This is a genomic window from Anaerolineae bacterium (genome assembly GCA_016931895.1).
Classification (GTDB): Bacteria; Chloroflexota; Anaerolineae; order 4572-78; family J111; genus JAFGNV01.
Window position 1 is genome coordinate 10,540 of record JAFGDY010000197.1, and the last position, 21,302, is coordinate 31,841.

Below are 21,302 nucleotides of genomic sequence, written 5' to 3' on the forward strand. Positions count from 1 at the left end.
ATTTAAATTTTTCATGACTTTACTTAAACCAATGTTTTATGTTAGAATGAGGAGACGTTTTTTATCAAAGATGGCCCATTAAACACGTCAGGTTGAAAACTTAAATGAAGAAACCTGTGCGCAGACATTACCAGTTGGAGAATATTCGCACCCTCCTCACCGACGGATTTACGGAAGGAGATCTCCGCGCTTTTTGTTACGACCAGCCCCGCTTGAGACCCGTTTATTATCAATTGGCCGAAGGGATGGCCAAAACTCAAATTATTCATCGGCTTATTGAATATGCCGACCAACACGAACTTCTTGAATTTCTCCTTGATTGGGCTGAAAAGAATAATCCGGCCAAATATAAACGATACCACCCCTACTTTTTTGACCGGCCTGAAGAAAAACCGGTCCGCATCTTTATCTGTTATAATCCCCACCATACTCCCGATCACCACTTGGCGGACTATCTGGACCAATTCTTGAGTCAACAGCAGTACCAGGTTTTTAGCTATTTCAAACTACAACCCGGCCAAACCTGGCTGGAAGAAATTGATCGCCAGATTGAGGCCAGTGATTTTTTAATCGTCCTGCTCTCTACCGAATCGGCTAACAGTGAAATGGTCCAGGTTGAGGTCAGGCGCGCCAACGAATACCACAAACTACAGAGGCGGCCCCAACTTCTGCCGGTACGGGTTATGGAAGGGGCGTTGCCCTACCCCCTTGACGCCCTTCTGGATCCATTTCAATACGTAACCTGGCGCAGCAAAGCCGATAATCAACGGCTGGAGCAGGACCTTCTAAAAGCCCTTACCGGCCAATTGCCCCGGCAAGAACCCTATCGGGCCAGGCCGGTGAATGACCAAAGCATCATCTCCGAAGATGGCACGCCCGTACCCGACGAACAAAGTTGGCCTTCCCCTCTGCCCTCCTTCAATTCACGCCTGCTCGACGAATTGGAAGCGCCGGGCGGAACGGTCAAACTACGCGACAAATTCTACATTGAACGGGACGCCGACGACCATCTCAAACGGCAAACGGGCAAAACGGGCACCCTCACGATTATCCAGGCCGCCCGCCAGCAGGGAAAAAGTTCGCTCCTGGTGCGGGGGGTGTCTCATGCTCGCCAAAATAAAACCAAAACTGTCAGCCTTGATTTGCAACGGGTTGATAGCCAATACCTGGCCGACCCCGCTCTATTTCTAAACTATCTGGCCGAATCAATTATCCGCAAACTCCGCTGCAACGAAACCGAAGCGGAACGATTTTGGCGCGATAGCGCGTTGGGGCCGCAAGAGAAATTAACCTATCTGCTGGAAGAATACATTTTGCCCACAAGCGATAACCCGATTCTGTTAGCCATAGACGAAGCGGACAGACTTTTGCAGACCGCGTTTCATCCGAATTTTTTTGGCATGCTTCGTTCATGGCACAACAGCGCGGCTTTGGGTGAGCCGTGGGAAAAACTGAACCTTTTACTGGCCATCTCCACCGAACCTTATTTGCTTATCCCGGCCGGCCAGTCGCCGTTTAACGTGGGGCTTAAACTCAATCTGGATGACTTCAACGAAACCCAAATGCACGACCTCAATTGGCGACACGGCTCTCCGGTAAAAGATAAAAACTTCTCGGCCATGATGGCCCTCTTAAACGGCCATCCATACCTTTCCCGTAAAGCATTCTATACCATCGCCACCGAACACCTGACCTGGAACAATTTAATGCAAATTGCCGCCAAAGAGGATGGCCCCTTTGGCGACCATCTACGCCATCAACAATGGCTTTTGCATGCTGAAACAGATTTGAAATCTGCGTTAAAAGAAATCATCCAGCACAATCGCTGTCACAATAAAGAGGCGCTGTTCCGGCTGCTGCGGGCCGGGTTGGTACGGTACGAGGGAGAATATTGTACCTGCCGCTGCGATTTATACCGTCTCTATTTTGCAGACAGGTTATAATGGATCTGACCGGCCAGACTCTGAACCAATATCAAATCAGGGAACAGATTGGCCACGGGGGGATGGCCCAAGTTTACAAAGCCTATCAGCCCAATCTGGAACGTTATGTTGCCGTAAAAGTGCTATACGCGCCCCAGGCTGATGACCCAGACTTGAAAGAACGCTTTGCCCGCGAAGCCAAAGCCATTGCCCAACTGAGCCACCCCAATATTCTGCCCATCTACGACGTTGGTTCGGCAGGGGAGATTACCTATTTTGTCATGAAGTATGTCCCCGGCGGCCAAACCTTAAAAAGTTTGTTGGGACAGCCACTGGAACTGGCCACGGTGGGCCACTATATTGAACAAATTGCCAATGCCCTTGACCACGCCCACGAACATAAAATTCTTCACCGCGACATCAAACCGGCCAATATATTGTTAGAGCACAACTGGCTGCTTCTGGCCGATTTTGGCCTGGCCAGAACCGGCCTGGAGAGCCAATTAACCACTCAAGGCGCCGTGGTGGGCACGCCCCAATATATGGCCCCGGAACAGGCCGAAGGAGAGACCGTTGACTACCGCGCCGATATTTATTCCCTGGGCGTTGTTTTGTACGAGATGATCATGGGACACGTGCCCTACGACGCCGAATCGCCCCTGGCCATCCTCTACAAACACATCCACGATCCGGTGCCCCGCCCCCGCCGCTACCGGCGCGACCTGTCCGCCGGCCTTGAAGCCGTTATCCTCAGGGCTTTGGCCAAAGAGCCGGCCAACCGTTTTGCCCGGGCCGGCGCTTTGGCCGAAGCTTTACGCGCCCAACTGGAATCGAGCCCGTTGGCCGGAGTGGAAGGAATCCGGCAGGGCATCCCCCCCAGAATTTTTCTCTGGTTTCAATCCAATGCCCTGCCCGACCAACAACTGGCCGCGTACTTACAAAACCTGCTGCGGCAATCGGGCCATGTTGTTTCCGCCGATCCCGTTACCCACACCGACGAGGCGTGGCTGGCCGAAATTGACCCTAAAATTGAAAGCGCCGATTTTTTGATTGTGTTGCTCTCGCCAAGCTCACTGGAAAACCAAATGGGCCTGGATGTTCTCAAACAGGGTTTGGTCCATCACAAACAGCAAAAACGCCCCCACATTCTGCCGGTTCAGATAGGCCGCCTGGCTATGCCGCCGGCCGGTGAAGCGTACTTAACCTCACTGCCCCGGATCATCTGGCAAAATGAAACCGATAACGACCAGGTTGGGCAGGCCATTCTGGCTGCCACTACGGCCCGGGGTTCAGCCTCCACCACTTCGCTGCCGTTGGGCATAATTTCAGAAGACGGCGGCACGTTCACCGACGACGAAGCCATCCATACCCCCCTGCCTCAATTCGACCCCGGCCTGGTGGAATCCCTGGAAGCGCCCGGCGGGGTGATCAAACTGCGCGACAAGTTTTATATTGAACGTTATGCCGATGCCCAACTTCGTCGGGAAGTGACCAAAGCGGGCACCACCACCACTATCCGCGCTTCGCGGCAAACGGGCAAAAGCTCGCTCCTGGTGCGCGGCATAAATTTTGCGCGCGAAAACAAGGCCAGGGTATTCCACCTTGACCTGCAACAATTTGACGCCGAACGGTTAGCCACCCCCAATATTTTTCTACACAGCCTGGCCGAACTGATGGTGCGCAAACTGCGGCTTGAAGTGGCCGAAGTAGAAAACTTCTGGCGCGGCTCGTTAGGCCCGCAAGATAAATTGACTTACCTTATCGAAGATTATATTTTACCCGAAACCAACAGTCCCATCGTCCTGGCCCTGGATGAAGTAGACCGCCTGCTGCAAACCACAAATTTCTACAGCGATTTTTTTGCCCTGCTGCGCGCCTGGCACAATAGCCGCGCCCTTAATGAAGATTGGAACCGGTTCAATATTATCCTGGTTATTTCTACCGAACCTTACCTGCTCATCAATGAAATCAATCAATCACCCTTCAACGTGGGGCTTAGAGTTTACCTGGAGGATTTCAATCAGGCCCAGGTGCGCGATCTGAACCAACGGCACGGCGCGCCGGTAGCCGAGGCGGATTTCCCTGAATTGATGGACCTGCTGAACGGGCAACCCTATTTAACCCGCCAGGCGCTCTACACTATGGTCATTCAACAACTTACCTGGGCCAACCTGCGGCAAATTGCCGTGGAAGACAACGGCCCTTTTGGCGACCACCTGCGCCGGCAGCACTGGCTGCTGGGGCAAGAGCCAATGCTCAAAGAGGCCTTCAGGCAAGTTATTCACAATAAAAATTGCGAAGACGACACGGCCCGGTTTCGCCTGCTGCAAGCCGGTTTAATTAAAGGCAGCGGCGACGTGTACGCCTGTCGCTGCGATTTGTATCGGCAATACTTCAAGGATAAATTATGATCGCCACACCTATGGAAGCGTCGGATTTTTATGTGGCCGGGGGCACCTTGCGGCCCGGTTCTCCCTCTTACGTGGAACGTCCGGCCGACGCGGAATTATATCACCGGACTTTGGCCGGTGAATTCTGCTACGTTCTCACCGCCCGGCAAATGGGCAAGTCCAGTTTGATGATCCGCACCGCCCAGCGGCTTAAAACGCAAGGAGTTCGCTCGGCCATTGTGGATTTGAATCGCCTGGGCACCGACATCAGCATTGAACACTGGTATCTGGGCCTGCTCAGCCAACTCAAACGCAACCTGAAACTGCCGGTAGATTTAGAGGATTGGTGGCAGCGGCAGGCGGTGGGTTACGTTCAACGTTTCACCGACTTTCTCCACGACATCGTTTTGCAAAACATAGAAGGCCAGGTGGTCATCTTTATTGACGAAATAGACAGCACCCTCAAACTGCCCTTTTCCGACGACTTTTTTGCCGCCATCCGGGGCCTCTACAACGCCCGCGCCACCGACCCCAACTACGAGCGACTGGTGTTTGTGCTGTTGGGTGTGGCCACCCCCGCCGAACTCATCAAGGACCCGCGCCGCACCCCCTTTAACATTGGCCAGGCTGTTGACCTGACCGACTTCAGCCGCGAAGACGCCCAACTCTTACAACAAGGTTTAATCATTGACCATCCCCAAGAAGGCCAGGCCATTTTTGACCGTATCTACTATTGGACCAACGGCCATCCCTATCTTACGCAAAAATTATGTTTAGAGGTGGTTGAAGCCAAAGATGGCCCCTGGCCGGATGAGCGGGTGGACAAGCTGGTTGAAAAACTATTTCTTACCAAAGAGGCCCGCAAAGAAACCAACCTGAAATTCATTCAAGACAGCATTGCCAACAGCCCCCAGCGCGACCGGCACAAACTGCTTACCCTTTATCGCCAGGTTTACACCGGCAAAAAAATTCTTGAAGACGAACGCTCCCTGGAACAAAACCGGCTAAGATTATTTGGCCTGGTGCGGGTCAAAGACGGAATTTTGCAAACCAGGAACGAAATCTACCGCCAGGTGTTTGACCTGGCCTGGATCAAACAACACACGCCCGTAGATTGGTCGCGCTGGTTGATCGTTCTGTTAACCTTTATCATTATCGCCCTGGTTAGCGGTTTTTGGGGCTACAATTACTGGCAAAACCGGCAAGAAACCCAGGCCCTGGTTGACCAATTCCGGGCCACCACCGACCCCGATATCCGCATTACCAGTTTGGCCAACCTCTTTGATCGGGGCGCCGAACAACAGGCCCGCCGCTTATTTTTTGAAGACCTCTCGGCAGAAGAACGCCCGGTTCTTTTTAACTGGGCCGACCCGCAGCAGGTGGGGCCGCAAATGATCACCGCCATCAAAGGCTTATACACTCGCCTGGAAAACAGCGAGCCAAACAACGACCTGCTTAGCACCATGGCCAAACCCCTGGCCGAAATAAAAAATGACGCCCGGGCCGAAACCCTGGCCCAAGAAATAGCGCAGTGGCTTAAAGGCCGCGAGTTCTACAACCAGGGAGAATACTCCCTGGCCATTGACACCTATAATAAAGCCATTAGCCTGAACGACCGCAACGCCGGCGTTTATTTTGACCGGGCTTTGGCTTACGTGGCCTTGAATCAAGCGGGGCCGGCCCTGGCCAATTTTGAACAGGTGCTGCTGTTAGAGGATGACGACACCCGCGCTAACCGCATCACCGCCCTCATTATGAGCGACCCCTTACTCTACAAAGCCGTCGGCGCGGCCAACGGGCAATCATATCCGGCGATTGTGGCCATTGTGCCCACCCCTACGCCTACCGCCACCCCTACGTTTACGCCCACGCCCACCCCTACCTCCACCGCCACGCCCACGCCCACGGATACCCCTACTCCCCCTGCCTCCTCAACGCCAGTTGAACCGACACCTGTTCTATCCGCCACCGATACCCCCACCAGCCCCCCTACCCCTACGCCATCGCCAACCCTTACCCCCACCCCCCAACCGGCCACTATTGTTTACGTCCAGAGCCGGGGGGCCAACCACGATCTGGGCCTGGTCAGTTCTGCCGGCCAACTCCTCGACGCCGAACTGCATCGCCTGGCCGCCGCCCCGGCCTGGTCGCCGGATGGCGCAATGGTGGCATTTTACGGGGAGCAAGGCATTAGCGAATTGGGCGGCGTTTATGCCCAGGGCAACGGCATCTGGCTGATTGACATCCAAACCCGCACCCCCCGCCTGCTTTTTCAGATTGACCACGTTAAAAATGTAACCTGGTCGTTGGACGGCACCAAGTTGGCCTTTGAATTTGGCCCGCCCTACAACACCACCCACGCGGTGGTGATAGTGGACGTCAGAAACGGCCAGGAACTCAATCGCTTCCCCGGCGAACAACCGGCCTGGCTGCCCAACAGCGCCGAGTTGGTGATTAAATCCTGCCAACCCGAATGTGGCTTGTGGCAGGTTGGCGGGGCCACGAACAAACTATTAACGCGCGATCCCACCGACAGCTACCCGGCCATCTCGCCCGACGGCAAATATATGGTTTTTTCTTCCCGCTTTCGGGATGTGGACTGGGAAATATACCGGTTCAACCTGCAAGACCAGGCTGAAGAAATACTACGGCTGACCCAGCGCGCCGGGACCGATACCACCCCCGTTATTAGCCCGGATGGGCTGGAGATTTATCTGCGGACGGATGCTTTTGGGGACTGGCAGGTTACGGCCATGACCATTGACGGCAAAAATGAACGGCTCATCAAGGGCAATATTGGGGCCAGCGAAGATTGGGGGTTGGCTCGACCGGCGGTGCATTAAGTCTTTTTTTCATCGCCAGATCTTTTGCCCCTGGCCCGGCCCACGTTCCGCAACTCCTGGCGAACGCGCTGCCACTGCTGTTTGGCCGAGGCGGCCTGTTCCTCGTCAAAACCTTCCTGGCTATAGCGGGCGCGGACAAACACGTCGGTCATGGCGGCTACTTCCGGCTCCACATCTGGGACAGCCTGCTCCAGGTTTGGCTCGTATTCAAAGGGGGTTTCAAAAATTCTGCGGGCCAGTCGCCGCCGTTCGGCCCGTTTGAGAATGTTCAGGTAATAGTACAAAATCCGCTCGCGGGCCGATAACCTGCCCATGCCAAACCAGCCCCGGGCGCCGGTTAACACATTTGGCCGGTTGCTGTGGCCGGGCAATTTAATTATTTCGGCAATAACGTCAACACCGGCTGTAACCAGGCGACGCAACTGCTGCCAAAACTGCTTCAGCAGATTGAGAACAAAATTAACCGGCTTAAACCCTTTGAGCGCGGTCAACAATTCCGGGCGGTCGTTCAAGTAAACCTTAACCAGATACCAGATAATGGCCAGGGCCACCAGCCAAAAAATCAGCGAACGCAGCGCCTCTAACCAGGGCACAGGCGCTGCCGCCAGGGCAGGCTCCGGCAGCGGCGGCAGTTCCTCCGGCGGAGCCTCTGCTTCTTCCGGGGGTGCGCCAAACAAGCTGAACAGCCAGGCCAGCGGCAGGGAAAAAAGCATCAATAAAAGCTGCATCAGAAAGGTGAGGACTTTTACCACAAACAGAATCACAATTGCTGCGCTGGTTAAAAAACCCATTGTATAATTGGTGGGCAGCAAAAAAACCGCCGCCGTCACCAGGCCCAAAAATATCAGGCCGTATTTGGCCCATTGTTTGGCCAGGTCGGAGCCAATCTCCACTTTTTGGAAACGCCAACTCATCATCAGCCGGGCTAAATTGGCCTGGCTCAAGAGAATCAAGCCCAGCATAAAATAAACCAACACGTTAATAATGATGCCGCTGATGTTGGAACGTTGCCAATCGGTCAATTCAGACAAGCCGTACCTGATAATCAATTGACTCATCCCCGACACTATCACCAATATAATCCCCCCAAAAAAGAAGCGCCCCGTCAATTTTTCCAGGGGGGCAATGCGCTCGGAACGGAACGTGAAAGGATCGTACAATGCCTCAAAATCGGCGATGGTTAAGGTGGCCGCCACCCACGAGGCCACGGCCAAGAATACCATTACGTAAAATTCAGAACTTATCACGTTTATGGGATTCCACCACATGGCCTTTAAATCGGCCACAATAAAGGCCATGGGCTTGTTGGCGTAACTGATTATTTTGAGAAACACAAGCAGCACCACCCACTCCGCCAGCCGGTAGCGCCATATAGAAATGTCGCGCATATGATAAATTCTGAAAAGGCGAAAGGAATAAATGGCTTCCACCGTTACCAGCAGCATGCCAAACAAAAAGTAAGCGCCGCGCCAGTTTGGATTGATCAAACGCACAAAGTTGACCAGGGAAATATTGAAGCACATGATCATAATGGTCAGCAACAGGGGCCTGAAGAAATTATCGGCCCAGGGATTACGTTTGACTTGGGGTAATTTTTCTTCTTCTATGGGACCAACGACCATACTTCAACATCCTTTTCCTGGCGCACCTTAAAAGTGGGCACGTCCAGATCGGCCAGGTCTTCTTCGCGCGTCTGGCGAGTGCGGGTGGGGGTAGCCAACACCAACGTCACCCGAAAGCCGGACTGCTTGAGAAACAACAGCATTTTGGAGAGGGCTTCTGACGGATGGCTGGTGATAATAATAATAGTGGCGCCCCAGGCTAAATGCATCGCTTCCTGGCGGATATTCTCCAAAAAATGGGTGTCCTGTTCGGCAATCTGAATGCGGGCCAGCACTTCCAGAATTTGCATCAGTTGGTCGCGTCCCTTGCGGGGGGGCAACCTGAATTGCTGTATTTTCCCGGCCAGCGGATCCATGCCGGCAACACTCAAGCCAACGGGCAATTCTTCACGGATAGCAATGTGGTTGGCCAACGAAGCAGCCACAATAATGGCCAGTTCAATGGCCGGGTCAGGATAGCCGCAGTGGGCATAATCAGGACGGCTCAGGTTGAGAAAAATGGCATTCTCGCGGGCAATGGCCGGTTGAAACTGTTTTACCAACATCTGGCCGGTGGCCGCGGTGGCCGTCCAATGAATGTGGCGCGGGTTGTCGCCCGGCGTATAAGCCCGCACCCCTATGGGGCGGGCCGGGTCTTGAAAAAGCGGCACGGGGGTGGGCAAAACAACCTGGGGGCTGTGGGTAGGCAAAACCAGCCGGGTAATGGGCACAATTTTGGGGTAAACAATCAGGTAATTTGAGGCCAGGTGACTGGTTAATGGTCGCCTAAAACCCAACAAGTCGCCGGTGTGCAAAGCAAGTGGGCCAATCATGTAGTAACCGCGCTTCCGCGCGTTGAGCGTATACTCCAGGGTATGGGTGGTTTTACCCGGCAGAGTAATTGCTTGTCTCAAAAAAGAAGGGCTGGCCAGGGCCAGGGGAAAGACCTCGTGGAGCAGCAACCAGGGGATGGGCAAGCGGGTTCGATTGTTAAACTTTAGCGTAACCGTGATTTTATCGCCCAAAAAGGCTCGCTGTTGCAAGGCGCGGCTGACTTCAAGCCGGCCCAGCACCCGCCGCGACCAGAAGTAGGACAGCAGGTAAATGCCCACAAAAAGATAAAGAATGGTAAAGAAAAAATCAATACGCAGCAGAGCGGCCACTACAAAAAGAAACAGGATGAAAGTGATAAAGTTACCCATTGGCCCCCTGCATTTTTAAAGAATTTCTGATGAGTTCCCCCGAGTTCCGTCATTGCAGGGGAACTCGGAGGATGCGGTTTGTCCTTCGGTTTACACTTCGCGGGCATCAACCACCTGGTCACCCAGGTTTTCCAATTTATCTATCAATTGACTCCGGCTGACGTTTTGCACTTTAACCACCATCCCATCCTCATTGGGTTTGTTGGGGGTAGGGAAGGAGCCAAAACTGACAATGTAACCGCCCAATTCAAAAATCGCCTGGGCCAGGCTGGCCAAAACTCCTTTTCGCTGCGGCACCGAGAGAGTCAGGCGCAGGCCGGGCTGCCCGCCGCCAAACATTTCCACAAAGGCCTTAAAAATATCCCGGTCGGTAATAATGCCCACCGGCTTGTAGTCGCCATCCACCACCGGCAGGCCGCCCACCTTTTTTTCGACCATCAGGCTGGCGGCGTCTTCAATGGGCGTGTCCGGGCTGGTGGTCACCACCTCTTTGGTCATCAATTCGTCAACTTGAATTTTAGATAGAACATACGTCAACTCCCATACACTCAGGGTGGTGGCCGGCGAGGGGGAGGCATACAACAAATCCCGCTCGGAAACAATGCCAATGAGTTTGCCCTTTTTATCAACCACGGGCAAACGGCGAAAACGATTCTCTTGCATGAGTTTGAGGGCGTCTTGAAAGGGCATGTCGGGCGCTACTGTTATGGGTGGTGAAACCATATGATCACGTACAAACATTGTATTCCTCCTGAATAATTATGATAGGTTATATGCAGCAAGTCAATGGGGAAAGTTGGTTAAAGCTATTATGCCTCATTATGTTGGCCCTGACAAGATGAAAAATTGGGTATCTATTTTTCCGGCGGAACCGCGATGAAGCCGGTTTTTACGCCTCGTTTAAATCCGGCAGCCTCATAAAAAGCAAACACCTCGGCGCGTTTTGAGCCGGTAAGCAGCATCACCTTATAACAGTCGGCCTCCCAGGCCACTTGCAGGGCATGCTGTAAAACCGCCTTGCCCAAACCTTGCCGCCGGTAGGCCGGATGGGTGATCACATTTTCAATCAGGCCGTAGGGACGCGCTCCCCGGGTTAAATTGGGAATAAGGGTCAGGGTGCAGGAAGCCACCAGTTGGCCTTCCAGTTCAACCCCAAAATAATGCAACAACGGGTTAGTAAAAATACCCTGCCACAGAGCAACCAGCTCCGGCTTTGAAGGCAAGGGCGTGTCTTGGGGATGGAGCTGCTGATAAAGTTGCAGCAGGGCGTCCAACTCGTCAAGGTTTACCGGTCGAATGATCATCGGGATTTTTAAAAGGTGAGGATAACAATTTAGCCAAGTAACTTTTTTATTTTACCCAACAAATCTCTGACCACAAACGGTTTGACCACGTAACCGTCAAACATTTGCGCGTAACTGGTGGTGGTCGTTTCATCTTCCAGGTAGTGGCGGGCAGTGAGCATGATCACGGGAATGTGAGCGTGCGTTTCACTCTGCCGGATAGTTTCCAGCACTTGCCAGCCGTCCATGCCCAGCATCATAATATCAAGGAGAATCAGGTCAATGTTTTGCTCTTGGTCCAATATGTCCAGGCCCTCTTTGCCGCTGTAGGCGGCCAGGACCTCAAAGCCCTCCCTTTCTAAAATCAGCTTACCCAGGCCGACCATTTCGTGGTCATCATCCACCATCAATATTCGCTGGGCCACGGCCTTACGCTCCCCAAAAAATTTAGTAAAAAACCTATGTAAAGTATAACATAGCCGGGATAAGTGTCAAGCCAGAATTTGACTAAAGTAAGGCCATTGCCAAAGTGATGGTTATGAGGTAAAATCAGGTTAAAAAGGCGGTGAAAATGGAATGTCGTCCCGGTTGTGGGGCTTGTTGCATTGCTATGTCAATCTCTTCGCCGATTCCGGGCATGCCCCACGGCAAACCCGCCGGGGTGCGCTGTATCCAGTTAACGCCCGACAATCGCTGCCGCCTGTTTGGCCAACCCAACCGGCCGGCCGTATGCGCCCAACTCCGCGCCAGCGAAGAGATGTGCGGGCACAACGCAGAGGAAGCCCTGGCCCGTATAACTGAGCTAGAACGGCTTACCCGGCCAGACTGAGACGGAAAAATCAAAACCAATATGCAACAATTAACCCTGTTTCAAGACACAAAAATTCAAAAAGACCTGGCCCGCCACAGATTTTCACATAATGGCGTTTGCCATGAAACCGCCCGGTTTGCTTTGGAAGAAAGGTACGCCCATCTTCTGGAAGAAACCGATAAATTTAACCGTCAACTGGTCAGTTTTCAAGCAAACAAAACTGAAGTTTTACACAGTTGGATCAAATATCGAGAAGGATTTTCCGCCAATCTGATTGAACTATTAATAAAAGAATTAGGAATTAGCCCCGGCGATGTCATTCTTGATCCTTTTGCCGGGTCGGCCACCACGCTATTAACGGCAAAAATGCTTGGCCTTGATGCGGTGGGGATTGAGCTTTTGCCCCACTGCCATTTGGCCTGGGAAGCTAAATCAAAGGCTTTTGATTATGACCTGGCTGAACTGCGCCATGTCCGTTTTTTGTTAGAGCAAACAACCCCACCTAAAACAAATGAGGCTTTCCCTCACTTGACCATTACTGAAACTGCTTTTCCGCCGCAGATTGAAAAAGAGGTGATGGCCTACACGCGCTGGTTTGAAACCCTAACCGTTAGCCAAAATACAAAAACACTCTGTAAACTGATTCTTATGAGTCTTTTAGAAGAAGTCAGCTATACCAGGAAAGATGGTCAATACCTGCGTTGGGATAGTCGGGCCGATAAAATCCGGGGTAATAATGAAAAACGTTTAGCCCAGGGCAAAAAACCAATTCAAGGCATAGATAAAGGTACATTACCCAGCCTCAAGCGGATAATCCTGGAAAAACTAAATACAATTATCATTGATATTGCCAAACTACAAAGAGACCCACCGCCGCCAAGCAGTCAAAAATTAATTGCGGGCAATACCCTTTACACGCTTCCCCCAATGGAACCCAATCAATTTGCTGCGGTGATTACATCTCCGCCTTACGCCAATAGATATGATTACACCCGCACTTACGCTCTTGAGTTGGCTTACTTGCAGGTAGATAATAAAATTTTTGACTTACGCCAAAATCAGCTTTCGTGTACGGTAGAAAATAAATCAAAAGAGAATGAGTTAAAAACCTTTTACCAATCGCTCGGTCAAGAGGGCCGGTATCAGCACATCTTGGAAATTATTCAAAGTAATCAGGCACTGGCGGAAATCAATGAGGCATTGTTGGCCAGACATAAACGGGAGGAGGTCAATAATCGAGGCATTTTGACCATGATTGACCAATACTTTACCGAACTGGCCTTTGTTTTTGCCGAACTATTCCGCGTTTGCCGGAGCGGGGCGCGCGTGGTTTTTGTTAACGACAATGTGAGATATGCGGGCGAAGTTGTGCCTGTTGACATGCTAAGCACCGATTTGGCGGAACAAGTTGGCTTCACGCCCGCCAAAATTTACGTTTTGCCCCAGCGTAAAGGAAACAGTAGCCAACAGATGGGCAAATTTGGCCGCGAGGCGCTGCGCAAAAGTATCACCATCTGGATAAAACCTTGAGTAAAGAGCTATGGCCGCCAGCAAAAAACGGACCTGGACAATAGACCAATTGGCCAAGAGCGAATTCTTTCACCAAAAACTCCACGAGTGGGAGCTAATGGATGTTGCTCAACGCCTTGACCAGATTAAGGGCGAAACCCTGGATAAGGATGTCAATAACGTAATGTCTAACCTATTCCAATTTTACACCGCTGCTGAAGCCCGCCAAACCATTCTTCACCGCCCGCCGGTGGGCGATACCAAAATCACGCCCACCCTGGCCCAGGGCATTGCCCGCGTATTTGGCGAAGCCATTGGCCCGGAAGAAGCCGTGCGCCGTATTCTGGCCGACGTGCGCCAGCGTGGGGAGTCCGCCGTTATTGACTGGACCGAAAAAATTGACGGCGTCCGCCTCAAAGACCTGACCGTGGCCCAGGCCGACCTGGACACAGCCTATCACAGCCTGGCCTCGGACGTGCGCCACGCCCTCCACTTTGCCGCCGACCGCATTCGCGCCTTTCACCAAAAGCAGCCCGGCCCCAGTTGGCTGGACTGGCGCGAGGGCGGCGGAGCCTTGGGCCAAATGATCCGGCCCCTGGAACGGGTGGGGGTGTACGCGCCGGGCGGCACGGCCCCCTACCCCAGCACGCTGCTGATGGGCGCGGTTACGGCGAGAGTGGCCGGAGTGGAGCAGGTGATTGTCACCACCCCCGCCGGCCGGGCCAACGAGATCAACCCGACCCTGTTGGCTGCGGCCAAAATAGCCGGAGTGGACACGGTGTACCGCATTGGCGGGGCGCAGGCGGTGGCGGCCATGGCCTATGGCCTGGAATCATTGCCCAAAGTGGACAAAATTGTCGGGCCGGGCAACATCTTTGTGACCCTGGCCAAACGGCAGGTCTACGGCTTGGTAGACATTGACGGCCTGCCCGGCCCCACCGAAACCTTGATCATCGCCGACGCCGCGGCCAACCCCACCCTGGTGGCCGCCGATCTACTGGCCCAGGCCGAACACGACACCATGGCCTCGGCCATTCTGGTAACGCCCAGCCAAACCCTGGCCGAAGCCGTGCAGGTGGAAATTGGCCGCCAACTCGAGAGCTTGAGCCGGGCCGACATCATTGCCGAAAGCCTGCAAAATCAAGGCGGGGCCGTGATTTGCGCTAATCTGAATGAGGCTCTAGAATTGAATAACCTGTACGCGCCGGAACACCTGTGCCTCCACGTGGCCGACCCCTGGGCGCTGGTTGGCCAAGTAAAACACGCGGGGGGCATCTTTTTGGGCGACCATGCCTACGAAGTTCTGGGCGACTACACCGCCGGGCCAACCCACGTAATGCCCACCATGGGCACGGCTCGTTTTGCCAGCCCGCTCAATCTACGCGATTTTACCAAAGTAATTACTATTTTCGGCCTGGATGCCGCCGAAGCCGCGGCTATAGCCCCCGCTGCCCAAATCCTGGCCGAAGCTGAAGGGCTGGACGCCCATGCAGCCTCAGTGAGGAGACGGTTCAATGAAGATTCGACAAGCAACGACCAATGACCAGGCCACCCTTTTGCGCTTGATGAGCGAGTCTCACCGGCAAGCCGGGAATGACGCGCCGCACGAGTGGGCCAAAACCAAAACGGCCATCACCATCCTCCTCAAGGATCCCCAGGCCGGTGAAGCCTACTTTATTCTTGATGAGCGCAATAACGCCGTGGGGTATATGATCATGTGTCGAGGCTTTAGCCTTGATTACGGGGGCTATTTCACCTGGGTCGAGGAAACCTACGTCCGCAAAGCCGAACAGGGACGTTTCCGCGATCAACGTTTTTCGCCTTAGTTCGTCCTTCGTCGTTCGTCATAATGAAATGCTGGATGAGTGCCATGAACTTCGACCCTAACACCATCATCCGTCCAAATATTGCCAACCTACAGCCCTACACTCCCATTTTGCCCTTTGAGGTGCTTTCGGCTCAATTGAAGCGCCAACCGGGAGACATTATCAAACTGGACGCCAACGAAAATCCCTACGGCCCGTCTCCTCTGGTGGCCGAGGCCCTGGCCGAAGCGCCTTTTTTGCACATCTACCCCGACCCGGAATGTCGGGCGTTGCGCCAGGCGTTGGCCGACTACACCGGCCTTGAGCTTGAGCATTTGCTGGTTGGCCTGGGCGCAGATGAACTGATTGACCTGATCATGCGTCTCTTCATCGAGCCGGGCGATGCCATTGTCAACTGCCCTCCCACGTTTGGCATGTACGCCTTTGACGCCGACGTAAATGGAGCGCAGGCGATCAACATCTGGCGGCGACCTGATTTTTCAATTGACCTGGCCGAAATTGAGGCATTATTTTCCCTTCCGCCAAAAGAGGACGATCAAAAAAGGGTGACGCCCAAACTCATCTTTGTGGCCTCGCCCAACAACCCCGACGGCTCTCTGCTTGGCCAGGCCGAACTGGAACGGCTATTGGCCCTGCCGGCAGTGGTAGTGTTGGATGAGGCTTACGTGGAATTCAGCGGACAGAGTCATCTCCGCTGGGTCAAACAATATGACAACCTGATTGTATTGCGCACGTTCAGCAAATGGGCCGGCCTGGCCGGATTGCGGGTAGGGTACGGCGCGTTTCCCCCGGTCATCATCGAGCACCTGTGGAAAATTAAACAGCCCTACAACGTGCCCGTGGCCGGGCAACTGGCGGCCCAGGTTTCCCTGTCTGATCGGGAACGATTGATGGGCAACGTGGCCAAAATTATTGCGGAACGAGAAAAATTTTACTCGGCCCTGGCTCAATTCAGTTGGCTCAAGCCGTATCCCAGCCAGACCAATTTTGTGCTTTGTAAAGTTGAGGGGGGGCGCCGGGCCGCTGAGATCAAACAAAAACTGGCGGAGCAAGGTATTTTGGTGCGCTATTATCAATCGCCGGGCTTAACCGACCATCTGCGCTTCAGTATCGGCACGCCGGCCCAAATGACCCGGCTGGTGGAAGTTTTAAAGCAGCTATGAAAAAAAGCAAATCAAAATCAAAACTCAAAATAGACGCGCTTATCTTTTCGCTCAATGATGTTTTGATTGACGTCAGCCGCTCTTACCGCGAGGTGGTCCCCAAAACGGTGCAGCTCTATCTGGAACAGGCCCTGGGGCTGCCCTCGTCTGATGAACCCCTGCTCACCGCCGATGAAGTCACTCTCCTGCAAAAAGTCGGCAATTTTACCGACCATTGGGAACTGGCCGCCGCTTTTATCTTGTACTTTATTGAAATGCTTCCCCCCGTGCCAATCCCCACCTTTCCTTCTAAAGTGCATGTGCCGGCCATCATTGCCTATTTGCAAATGGCCCGGGGCGGCCTGCAAATCACGGTAGATAACCTGCGCGAGCAAAAAGATGTTTCCCAAATGGCTGCCCAAATTGCGGCCAAAGGAGGGGGCATTAACGGCGCCTATGAAGCTTTACCCGGCCAAAACCGCCATCTCCTGGTAGACGTGGGTAGTATCACCAAAACCAATCTGGTGGGCCGGATTTTTCAAGAACTGTACCTGGGCAAGGCGCTTTTTGAAAGAATTTATGAACAACCGGCCGTTACCGTGCAAAGCGCGGGTTACATTGAAAACGAAACACTCTTGATTGACCGCGATATTTTGACCCAAATCCGGGAAAAAGTGCCGCTGGGCCTTATTTGCAACCGCCCGCGGATCGAAGTGAATTACTCCTTACAGGCCCACCAAATTGAGGATTTTTTTCAAGCCATTGTTACGCTCGACGAGGTGCGCGAGGCTGAAAGCAAACCCATCCCCGACCCCTGGCCTCTGCTCGAAGCAGCCCGGCGCATCTATCCCACTCCGGTGCATACGGCCTACATCGGCCCCAATCCCGGCGATGTGCAAGCAGCCAAAGCGGCCAATCAAACCATGCCCTTTACCGCCATTGCCTGCCTGGTTGGCGCCCACGATAAAGAAGCGTTGCGCCGAGAATTTGAAAAACTCAAAGCCAATATCATCCTGGGCCACCCCGACCATTTGAAAGACCTGATCCTTGACTGATTGATTTTATATTTAGGGAGTTGACCTTTGACCAACCTACCTCGTCTGGCCACCGTTACCCGCAAAACGGGCGAAACCGACATTGAGATCACCCTCAACCTGGACGGCGCCGGCCAGTCCAACATTCAAACCGGCGTGGGTTTTTTGGACCACATGCTGCACGCCCTGGCCCGCCACGCCCGCTTTGATTTGACCGTGCGGGCCAAAGGCGACCTGCACATTGACGAGCACCACACCGTGGAAGATGTGGGCCTTGTGCTGGGGCGCGCCCTGGCCCAGGCCCTGGGCGACCGCACCGGCATCACCCGCATGGGCCACGCCGTGGTGCCGATGGATGAAGCGCTGGCCATGGTAGCTGTGGATTTTGGCGGGCGGGGCTACTTTGAGTTTGACGGCAACTTCAGTACCGATCGCATTGGTCAAATGGGTACGTCTCTCATTCCCCACTTTCTGGAAAGCGTAGCCCACGAGGGACGGCTTAACCTGCACGTCCGGTTACTGGCCGGTATGGACGACCACCACCGGGCCGAAGCCATTTTTAAAGCGCTGGCCCGGGCCCTGGATATGGCTAAACAACCCGACCCCCGTTTGGCGGGTCAAGCGCCAAGCACAAAAGGAACATTGACCGTATAAAAAATACGCTAAAGTAACATAGTCTCAGTAGATCCAAATTTGGGCTGGGAGTCTGCACTTCAGTGCGTTTTTTTAGGCATTAAAATGCCCCTTCCAAACAAAATTTTGGATCTACTGAGTCTGAATTAATATGGCCCTTTAGGCGCCGCCGATTGCTGCATCCTTCTTTCCCGGTTAAGCGGACTGATCAGTCCCATAGACTACCAGGCCAGCGAGAAGAGGTGCCGGGGGTGCTCTCTACGATTGGCCTCACCAGGCCGCGGAGCCGGAGAGTACTGATAAACTAAATCCTAACCATCACAAAAAGGAGAAAAAACTATGAAACTTAGCGCTCCCAAACAAGCCACCTGGTGGGTGGCCCTGGTAGTTGGGGTAATTGGTATTCTGGCCTTCCTGGTAACCATCCCTGTGTTATCCGGGTTTGCCTTCTGGTTGGTGGTTATAGCTTTTCTGATACTTCTTCTCGCTTCCTTCGTTCCCGGATTATAATTGCTAACTTGGGGCGCGACGCCGCCTTTTGATGATCTTGGCTCCGCATCAGAAAATGGTTCGCGCCCCATTTATCAATGAGCGTCCAAAAATAACAATGTTCTGCGCTGAAGTTAAATCTGGATGTTTTGCCTTCCACATAAGAATATTCGTCAAGGAGCAACTATGAAAATCTTTGCCGCAATTGATTTAAAAAACGGTAAATGCGTGCGCCTGGTGCAGGGCGACCCAGGCGCGGAAACCGTTTATAGCGACAACCCCGCCAAAATGGCCGACACCTGGGAAGCCATTGGCACGGACTGGCTGCACGTGGTTAATCTGGACGGCGCGTTTGGCGACAAAGAAAAAGCCGCCCAAAACATTAACGCCCTGCAAGCCATTCTGGATCGGGTGTCTGCGCCGGTGCAATTTGGCGGGGGATTGCGCTCGCCGGAAGACATCGAACAGGCCCTGGAGATGGGGGTGACCCGCGTGGTCATCGGCTCATTGGCGGTGGATCGCCCGCGCCAGATGCTCGATATCCTGGCCCAGTTTGGCCCGGAACGTATTGCCCTGGGCCTGGATGTAAAAGCGGGCAAAGTAGCCGCGCACGGCTGGCGCGAGTTGAGCGAAACCGACCCCATCAAACTGGCCCAACTCATTCACACCGCCGGCCTGCGCCACGTTATCCACACCGACATTTCCCGCGACGGCATGCTGACCGGCGCAAACGTGGAAGCTTCTGTCGCCCTGGCCCGGGCCGGCAATCTCGATTCATCAGGCCGCCGCTTTGAGGTGATCGTGTCCGGCGGCGTGGCCGGCATCGAGGATGTCAAAAAGGTTAAAGCGGCGGAAAACGAGGGCATTGAGGGCTTGGTTATCGGCAAAGCCCTCTACACCGGCGCGGTTGACCTGGCTGAAGCCATGCGGATAGCGCATAGAAAATAGAGGGAAAAACGTATTGCTTGATAAAAAGTAAACAGTAAACCTTCAAAAATTGGGCAATGACTGACTATAAAGCTTCTCTTCTCAAACTTTATAACAACTTGCAAATTCTGCAAGAGCGTGAAGCCAAATACGGCGGCAACACGCCATTGGATTTGGTCAACCAGATTAACGACCACCACCAGGCCATTAACCTGACCGAGCAAGCTGACCGGGGCGAGTTGAGTGAAGCCGAATGGCAAACCGCAACCAAACCGCTCCTGGCTTTTAGCGGCGGGCAGGTGGTTAATATTGAGGCCCAAACCTACGTGGCCGGCGACCAACATATCCACCAAAGAGCCAACCTGGTTTTGGCAATTATCCTAGGGTTGATAGCCACCATGGCGACTGTTTTGGCCGTGCCGGGTGTCAGTGGTTGGGTTTATGGGTTATTCACCCCCCTGCCGTTTGCGCCCGCCGCCGAGGGTGTAACGCTGATTGTGATTGCCAATTTTCACTATCCCGAAGGCGTGGCCCACACCGAAGCTCACGCCGAAATTCACCGGGCTATTGAACAGGCTAAAACTGAACTGGGAATTACCGACACTCTACGGGTCGAGGTCGAGCCAACAACACTATTTGGCGATGACCAAGACGCAGCCAGGAAACTGGGCGACCGATACAACGCGGCTATAGTAATTTGGGGCGAGGATACAGGGGTGCGGGTAACGATCAACTTTCTCAACCTGAAGCAACCTGCTTTTGAAAATGCTCTAGTCAAGATTAGCGAAACTGAGCGAACACAACTGGCTGACCCTAGCGCGTATGCCAAATTTATAACCACCGATTTACCGGCTCAACTTACTTTTCTTGCTCTGTTTGCAGTAGGACGATCCTATTTTATTCAAGAAGAATACATGGAGGCAATTAAGGTCTATACTAAAGTCATCGAACTCAAACCGGATGACGCAGACATCTACAACAATCGAGGGGTTGCTTATTATGCATCTGGCGACCTGGAAAAAGCCAGTATGGATTTTAACAAAGCCATTCAACTGAAACCCAACCTTGCAGAAGCCTACATTGGTCAGGGGCTTGTTTATGCTGCCTCTGATAATCTAGAGCAAGCCATCAAGGAGTATACCAAAGCTATTGAACTCAAGCCGGACTACGCAGGAGCCTACAACAACAGGGGGCTTGCTTACTCCGCCTCTGGCGACCTGGAAAATGCCATCGCCGACTTCACCCAAGCTATTGAACTTAAGCCGGACTACGCAGAAGCTTACGTCAGTCGGGGATTTGCTTACGCAACCTCCAACGACCTGAAGCAAGCCATCGCCGACTTCACCCAAGCCATTGAACTCAAACCAGACGACGCAATTGCCTACACCAATCGGGGGGCGGCTTACAAAGACTCTAGCGACCCGGAAAAAGCCATCACCGACTTCAACAAAGCCATTCAACTCAAGCCGGACTTCGCAGAAGCCTACAACAACCGGGGGGCGGCCTATGGTACCTCCGGCGACCAAAAGCAAGCCATCACCAACTACAACAAAGCCATTCAACTCAAGCCAGACTTCGCAGGAGCCTACAACAACAGGGGGCTTGCTTACTCCGCCTCTGGCAACCTAAAAAAAGCCATCGCCGACTACACCCAGGCCATTCAACTCAAGCCGGATTACGCAGAAGCCTA

At 53.4% G+C, this 21,302-nt stretch carries 18 protein-coding genes; 13 read left to right on the plus strand and 5 right to left on the minus strand.

Going from position 1 to position 21,302, the window contains the following annotated elements; all coding sequences use genetic code 11:
- The first annotated feature begins 104 nt into the window (after positions 1 to 104).
- The 3 genes from JW953_14375 to JW953_14385 are packed head-to-tail and all read left to right on the plus strand — an operon-like array spanning position 105 to position 7,155.
- Positions 105 to 1,943, plus strand: a complete 1,839-nt coding sequence (locus JW953_14375; GenBank protein MBN1993882.1) for an AAA-like domain-containing protein — start codon at positions 105 to 107, stop codon at positions 1,941 to 1,943.
- Entirely contained in the window at positions 1,943 to 4,333 is a 2,391-nt protein-coding gene (locus JW953_14380; GenBank protein ID MBN1993883.1) for an AAA-like domain-containing protein, read from the plus strand. Before JW953_14375 ends, JW953_14380 begins: the two co-directional genes overlap by 1 nt.
- A complete protein-coding gene (locus JW953_14385) occupies positions 4,330 to 7,155 on the plus strand; it encodes an AAA-like domain-containing protein (protein ID MBN1993884.1) in 2,826 nt (941 codons plus the stop codon). Before JW953_14380 ends, JW953_14385 begins: the two co-directional genes overlap by 4 nt.
- Here JW953_14385 and JW953_14390 read toward each other — a convergent pair.
- The 5 genes from JW953_14390 to JW953_14410 all read right to left on the minus strand — a co-directional run bounded on the left by JW953_14390 (position 7,152) and on the right by JW953_14410 (position 11,666).
- Positions 7,152 to 8,777, minus strand: a complete 1,626-nt coding sequence (locus JW953_14390) for a DUF4129 domain-containing protein (protein MBN1993885.1) — start codon at positions 8,775 to 8,777, stop codon at positions 7,152 to 7,154. The genes JW953_14385 and JW953_14390 overlap by 4 nt on opposite strands.
- A complete protein-coding gene (locus JW953_14395) occupies positions 8,759 to 9,958 on the minus strand; it encodes a DUF58 domain-containing protein (protein MBN1993886.1) in 1,200 nt (399 codons plus the stop codon). The genes JW953_14390 and JW953_14395 overlap by 19 nt, the downstream gene beginning before the upstream one ends.
- Before the next feature lie 90 nt (positions 9,959 to 10,048).
- A complete protein-coding gene (locus JW953_14400; protein ID MBN1993887.1) occupies positions 10,049 to 10,699 on the minus strand; it encodes a CBS domain-containing protein in 651 nt (216 codons plus the stop codon).
- Positions 10,700 to 10,812: 113 nt separating this feature from the next.
- Positions 10,813 to 11,262 carry a GNAT family N-acetyltransferase gene (locus tag JW953_14405; protein ID MBN1993888.1) on the minus strand — a complete coding sequence of 150 codons (450 nt, stop codon included), beginning with the start codon at positions 11,260 to 11,262 and terminating at the stop codon, positions 10,813 to 10,815.
- A gap of 29 nt (positions 11,263 to 11,291) precedes the next feature.
- Positions 11,292 to 11,666, minus strand: a complete 375-nt coding sequence (locus tag JW953_14410; GenBank protein MBN1993889.1) for a response regulator — start codon at positions 11,664 to 11,666, stop codon at positions 11,292 to 11,294.
- 146 nt (positions 11,667 to 11,812) lie between these two features.
- Between JW953_14410 and JW953_14415 the strand changes: the two genes are divergently transcribed.
- From JW953_14415 to JW953_14460, 10 genes are all read left to right on the plus strand, one after another.
- Positions 11,813 to 12,070, plus strand: a complete 258-nt coding sequence (locus JW953_14415) for a YkgJ family cysteine cluster protein (GenBank protein MBN1993890.1) — start codon at positions 11,813 to 11,815, stop codon at positions 12,068 to 12,070.
- Between the two features lie 21 nt (positions 12,071 to 12,091).
- Positions 12,092 to 13,582 (plus strand): modification methylase, encoded by a 1,491-nt coding sequence (locus tag JW953_14420; protein ID MBN1993891.1) that lies wholly within the window; start codon positions 12,092 to 12,094, stop codon positions 13,580 to 13,582.
- 163 nt (positions 13,583 to 13,745) lie between these two features.
- Positions 13,746 to 15,104, plus strand: coding sequence for a histidinol dehydrogenase (gene hisD, locus JW953_14425; GenBank protein ID MBN1993892.1), 1,359 nt, complete (start codon positions 13,746 to 13,748; stop codon positions 15,102 to 15,104).
- Positions 15,076 to 15,387, plus strand: coding sequence for a hypothetical protein (locus JW953_14430; GenBank protein MBN1993893.1), 312 nt, complete (start codon positions 15,076 to 15,078; stop codon positions 15,385 to 15,387). The genes hisD and JW953_14430 overlap by 29 nt, the downstream gene beginning before the upstream one ends.
- A gap of 44 nt (positions 15,388 to 15,431) precedes the next feature.
- Positions 15,432 to 16,550, plus strand: coding sequence for a histidinol-phosphate transaminase (gene hisC / locus JW953_14435; GenBank protein MBN1993894.1), 1,119 nt, complete (start codon positions 15,432 to 15,434; stop codon positions 16,548 to 16,550).
- Positions 16,547 to 17,584: an HAD hydrolase-like protein gene (locus tag JW953_14440; GenBank protein MBN1993895.1), complete on the plus strand. Its 1,038-nt coding sequence runs from the start codon at positions 16,547 to 16,549 to the stop codon at positions 17,582 to 17,584. The genes hisC and JW953_14440 overlap by 4 nt, the downstream gene beginning before the upstream one ends.
- Before the next feature lie 27 nt (positions 17,585 to 17,611).
- The gene (gene hisB, locus JW953_14445) at positions 17,612 to 18,217 is read left to right on the plus strand and encodes an imidazoleglycerol-phosphate dehydratase HisB (protein MBN1993896.1); all 606 of its coding nucleotides are present in this window, start codon (positions 17,612 to 17,614) and stop codon (positions 18,215 to 18,217) included.
- Positions 18,218 to 18,535: 318 nt separating this feature from the next.
- Complete coding sequence (locus tag JW953_14450; GenBank protein MBN1993897.1) at positions 18,536 to 18,706, plus strand: hypothetical protein; 171 nt, start codon at positions 18,536 to 18,538, stop codon at positions 18,704 to 18,706.
- A 165-nt stretch (positions 18,707 to 18,871) separates the two neighbouring features.
- A complete protein-coding gene (gene hisA / locus JW953_14455; protein MBN1993898.1) occupies positions 18,872 to 19,633 on the plus strand; it encodes a 1-(5-phosphoribosyl)-5-[(5-phosphoribosylamino)methylideneamino]imidazole-4-carboxamide isomerase in 762 nt (253 codons plus the stop codon).
- A gap of 56 nt (positions 19,634 to 19,689) precedes the next feature.
- The coding region (locus JW953_14460; GenBank protein MBN1993899.1) for a tetratricopeptide repeat protein at positions 19,690 to 21,302 on the plus strand (1,613 nt) is incomplete at its 3' end.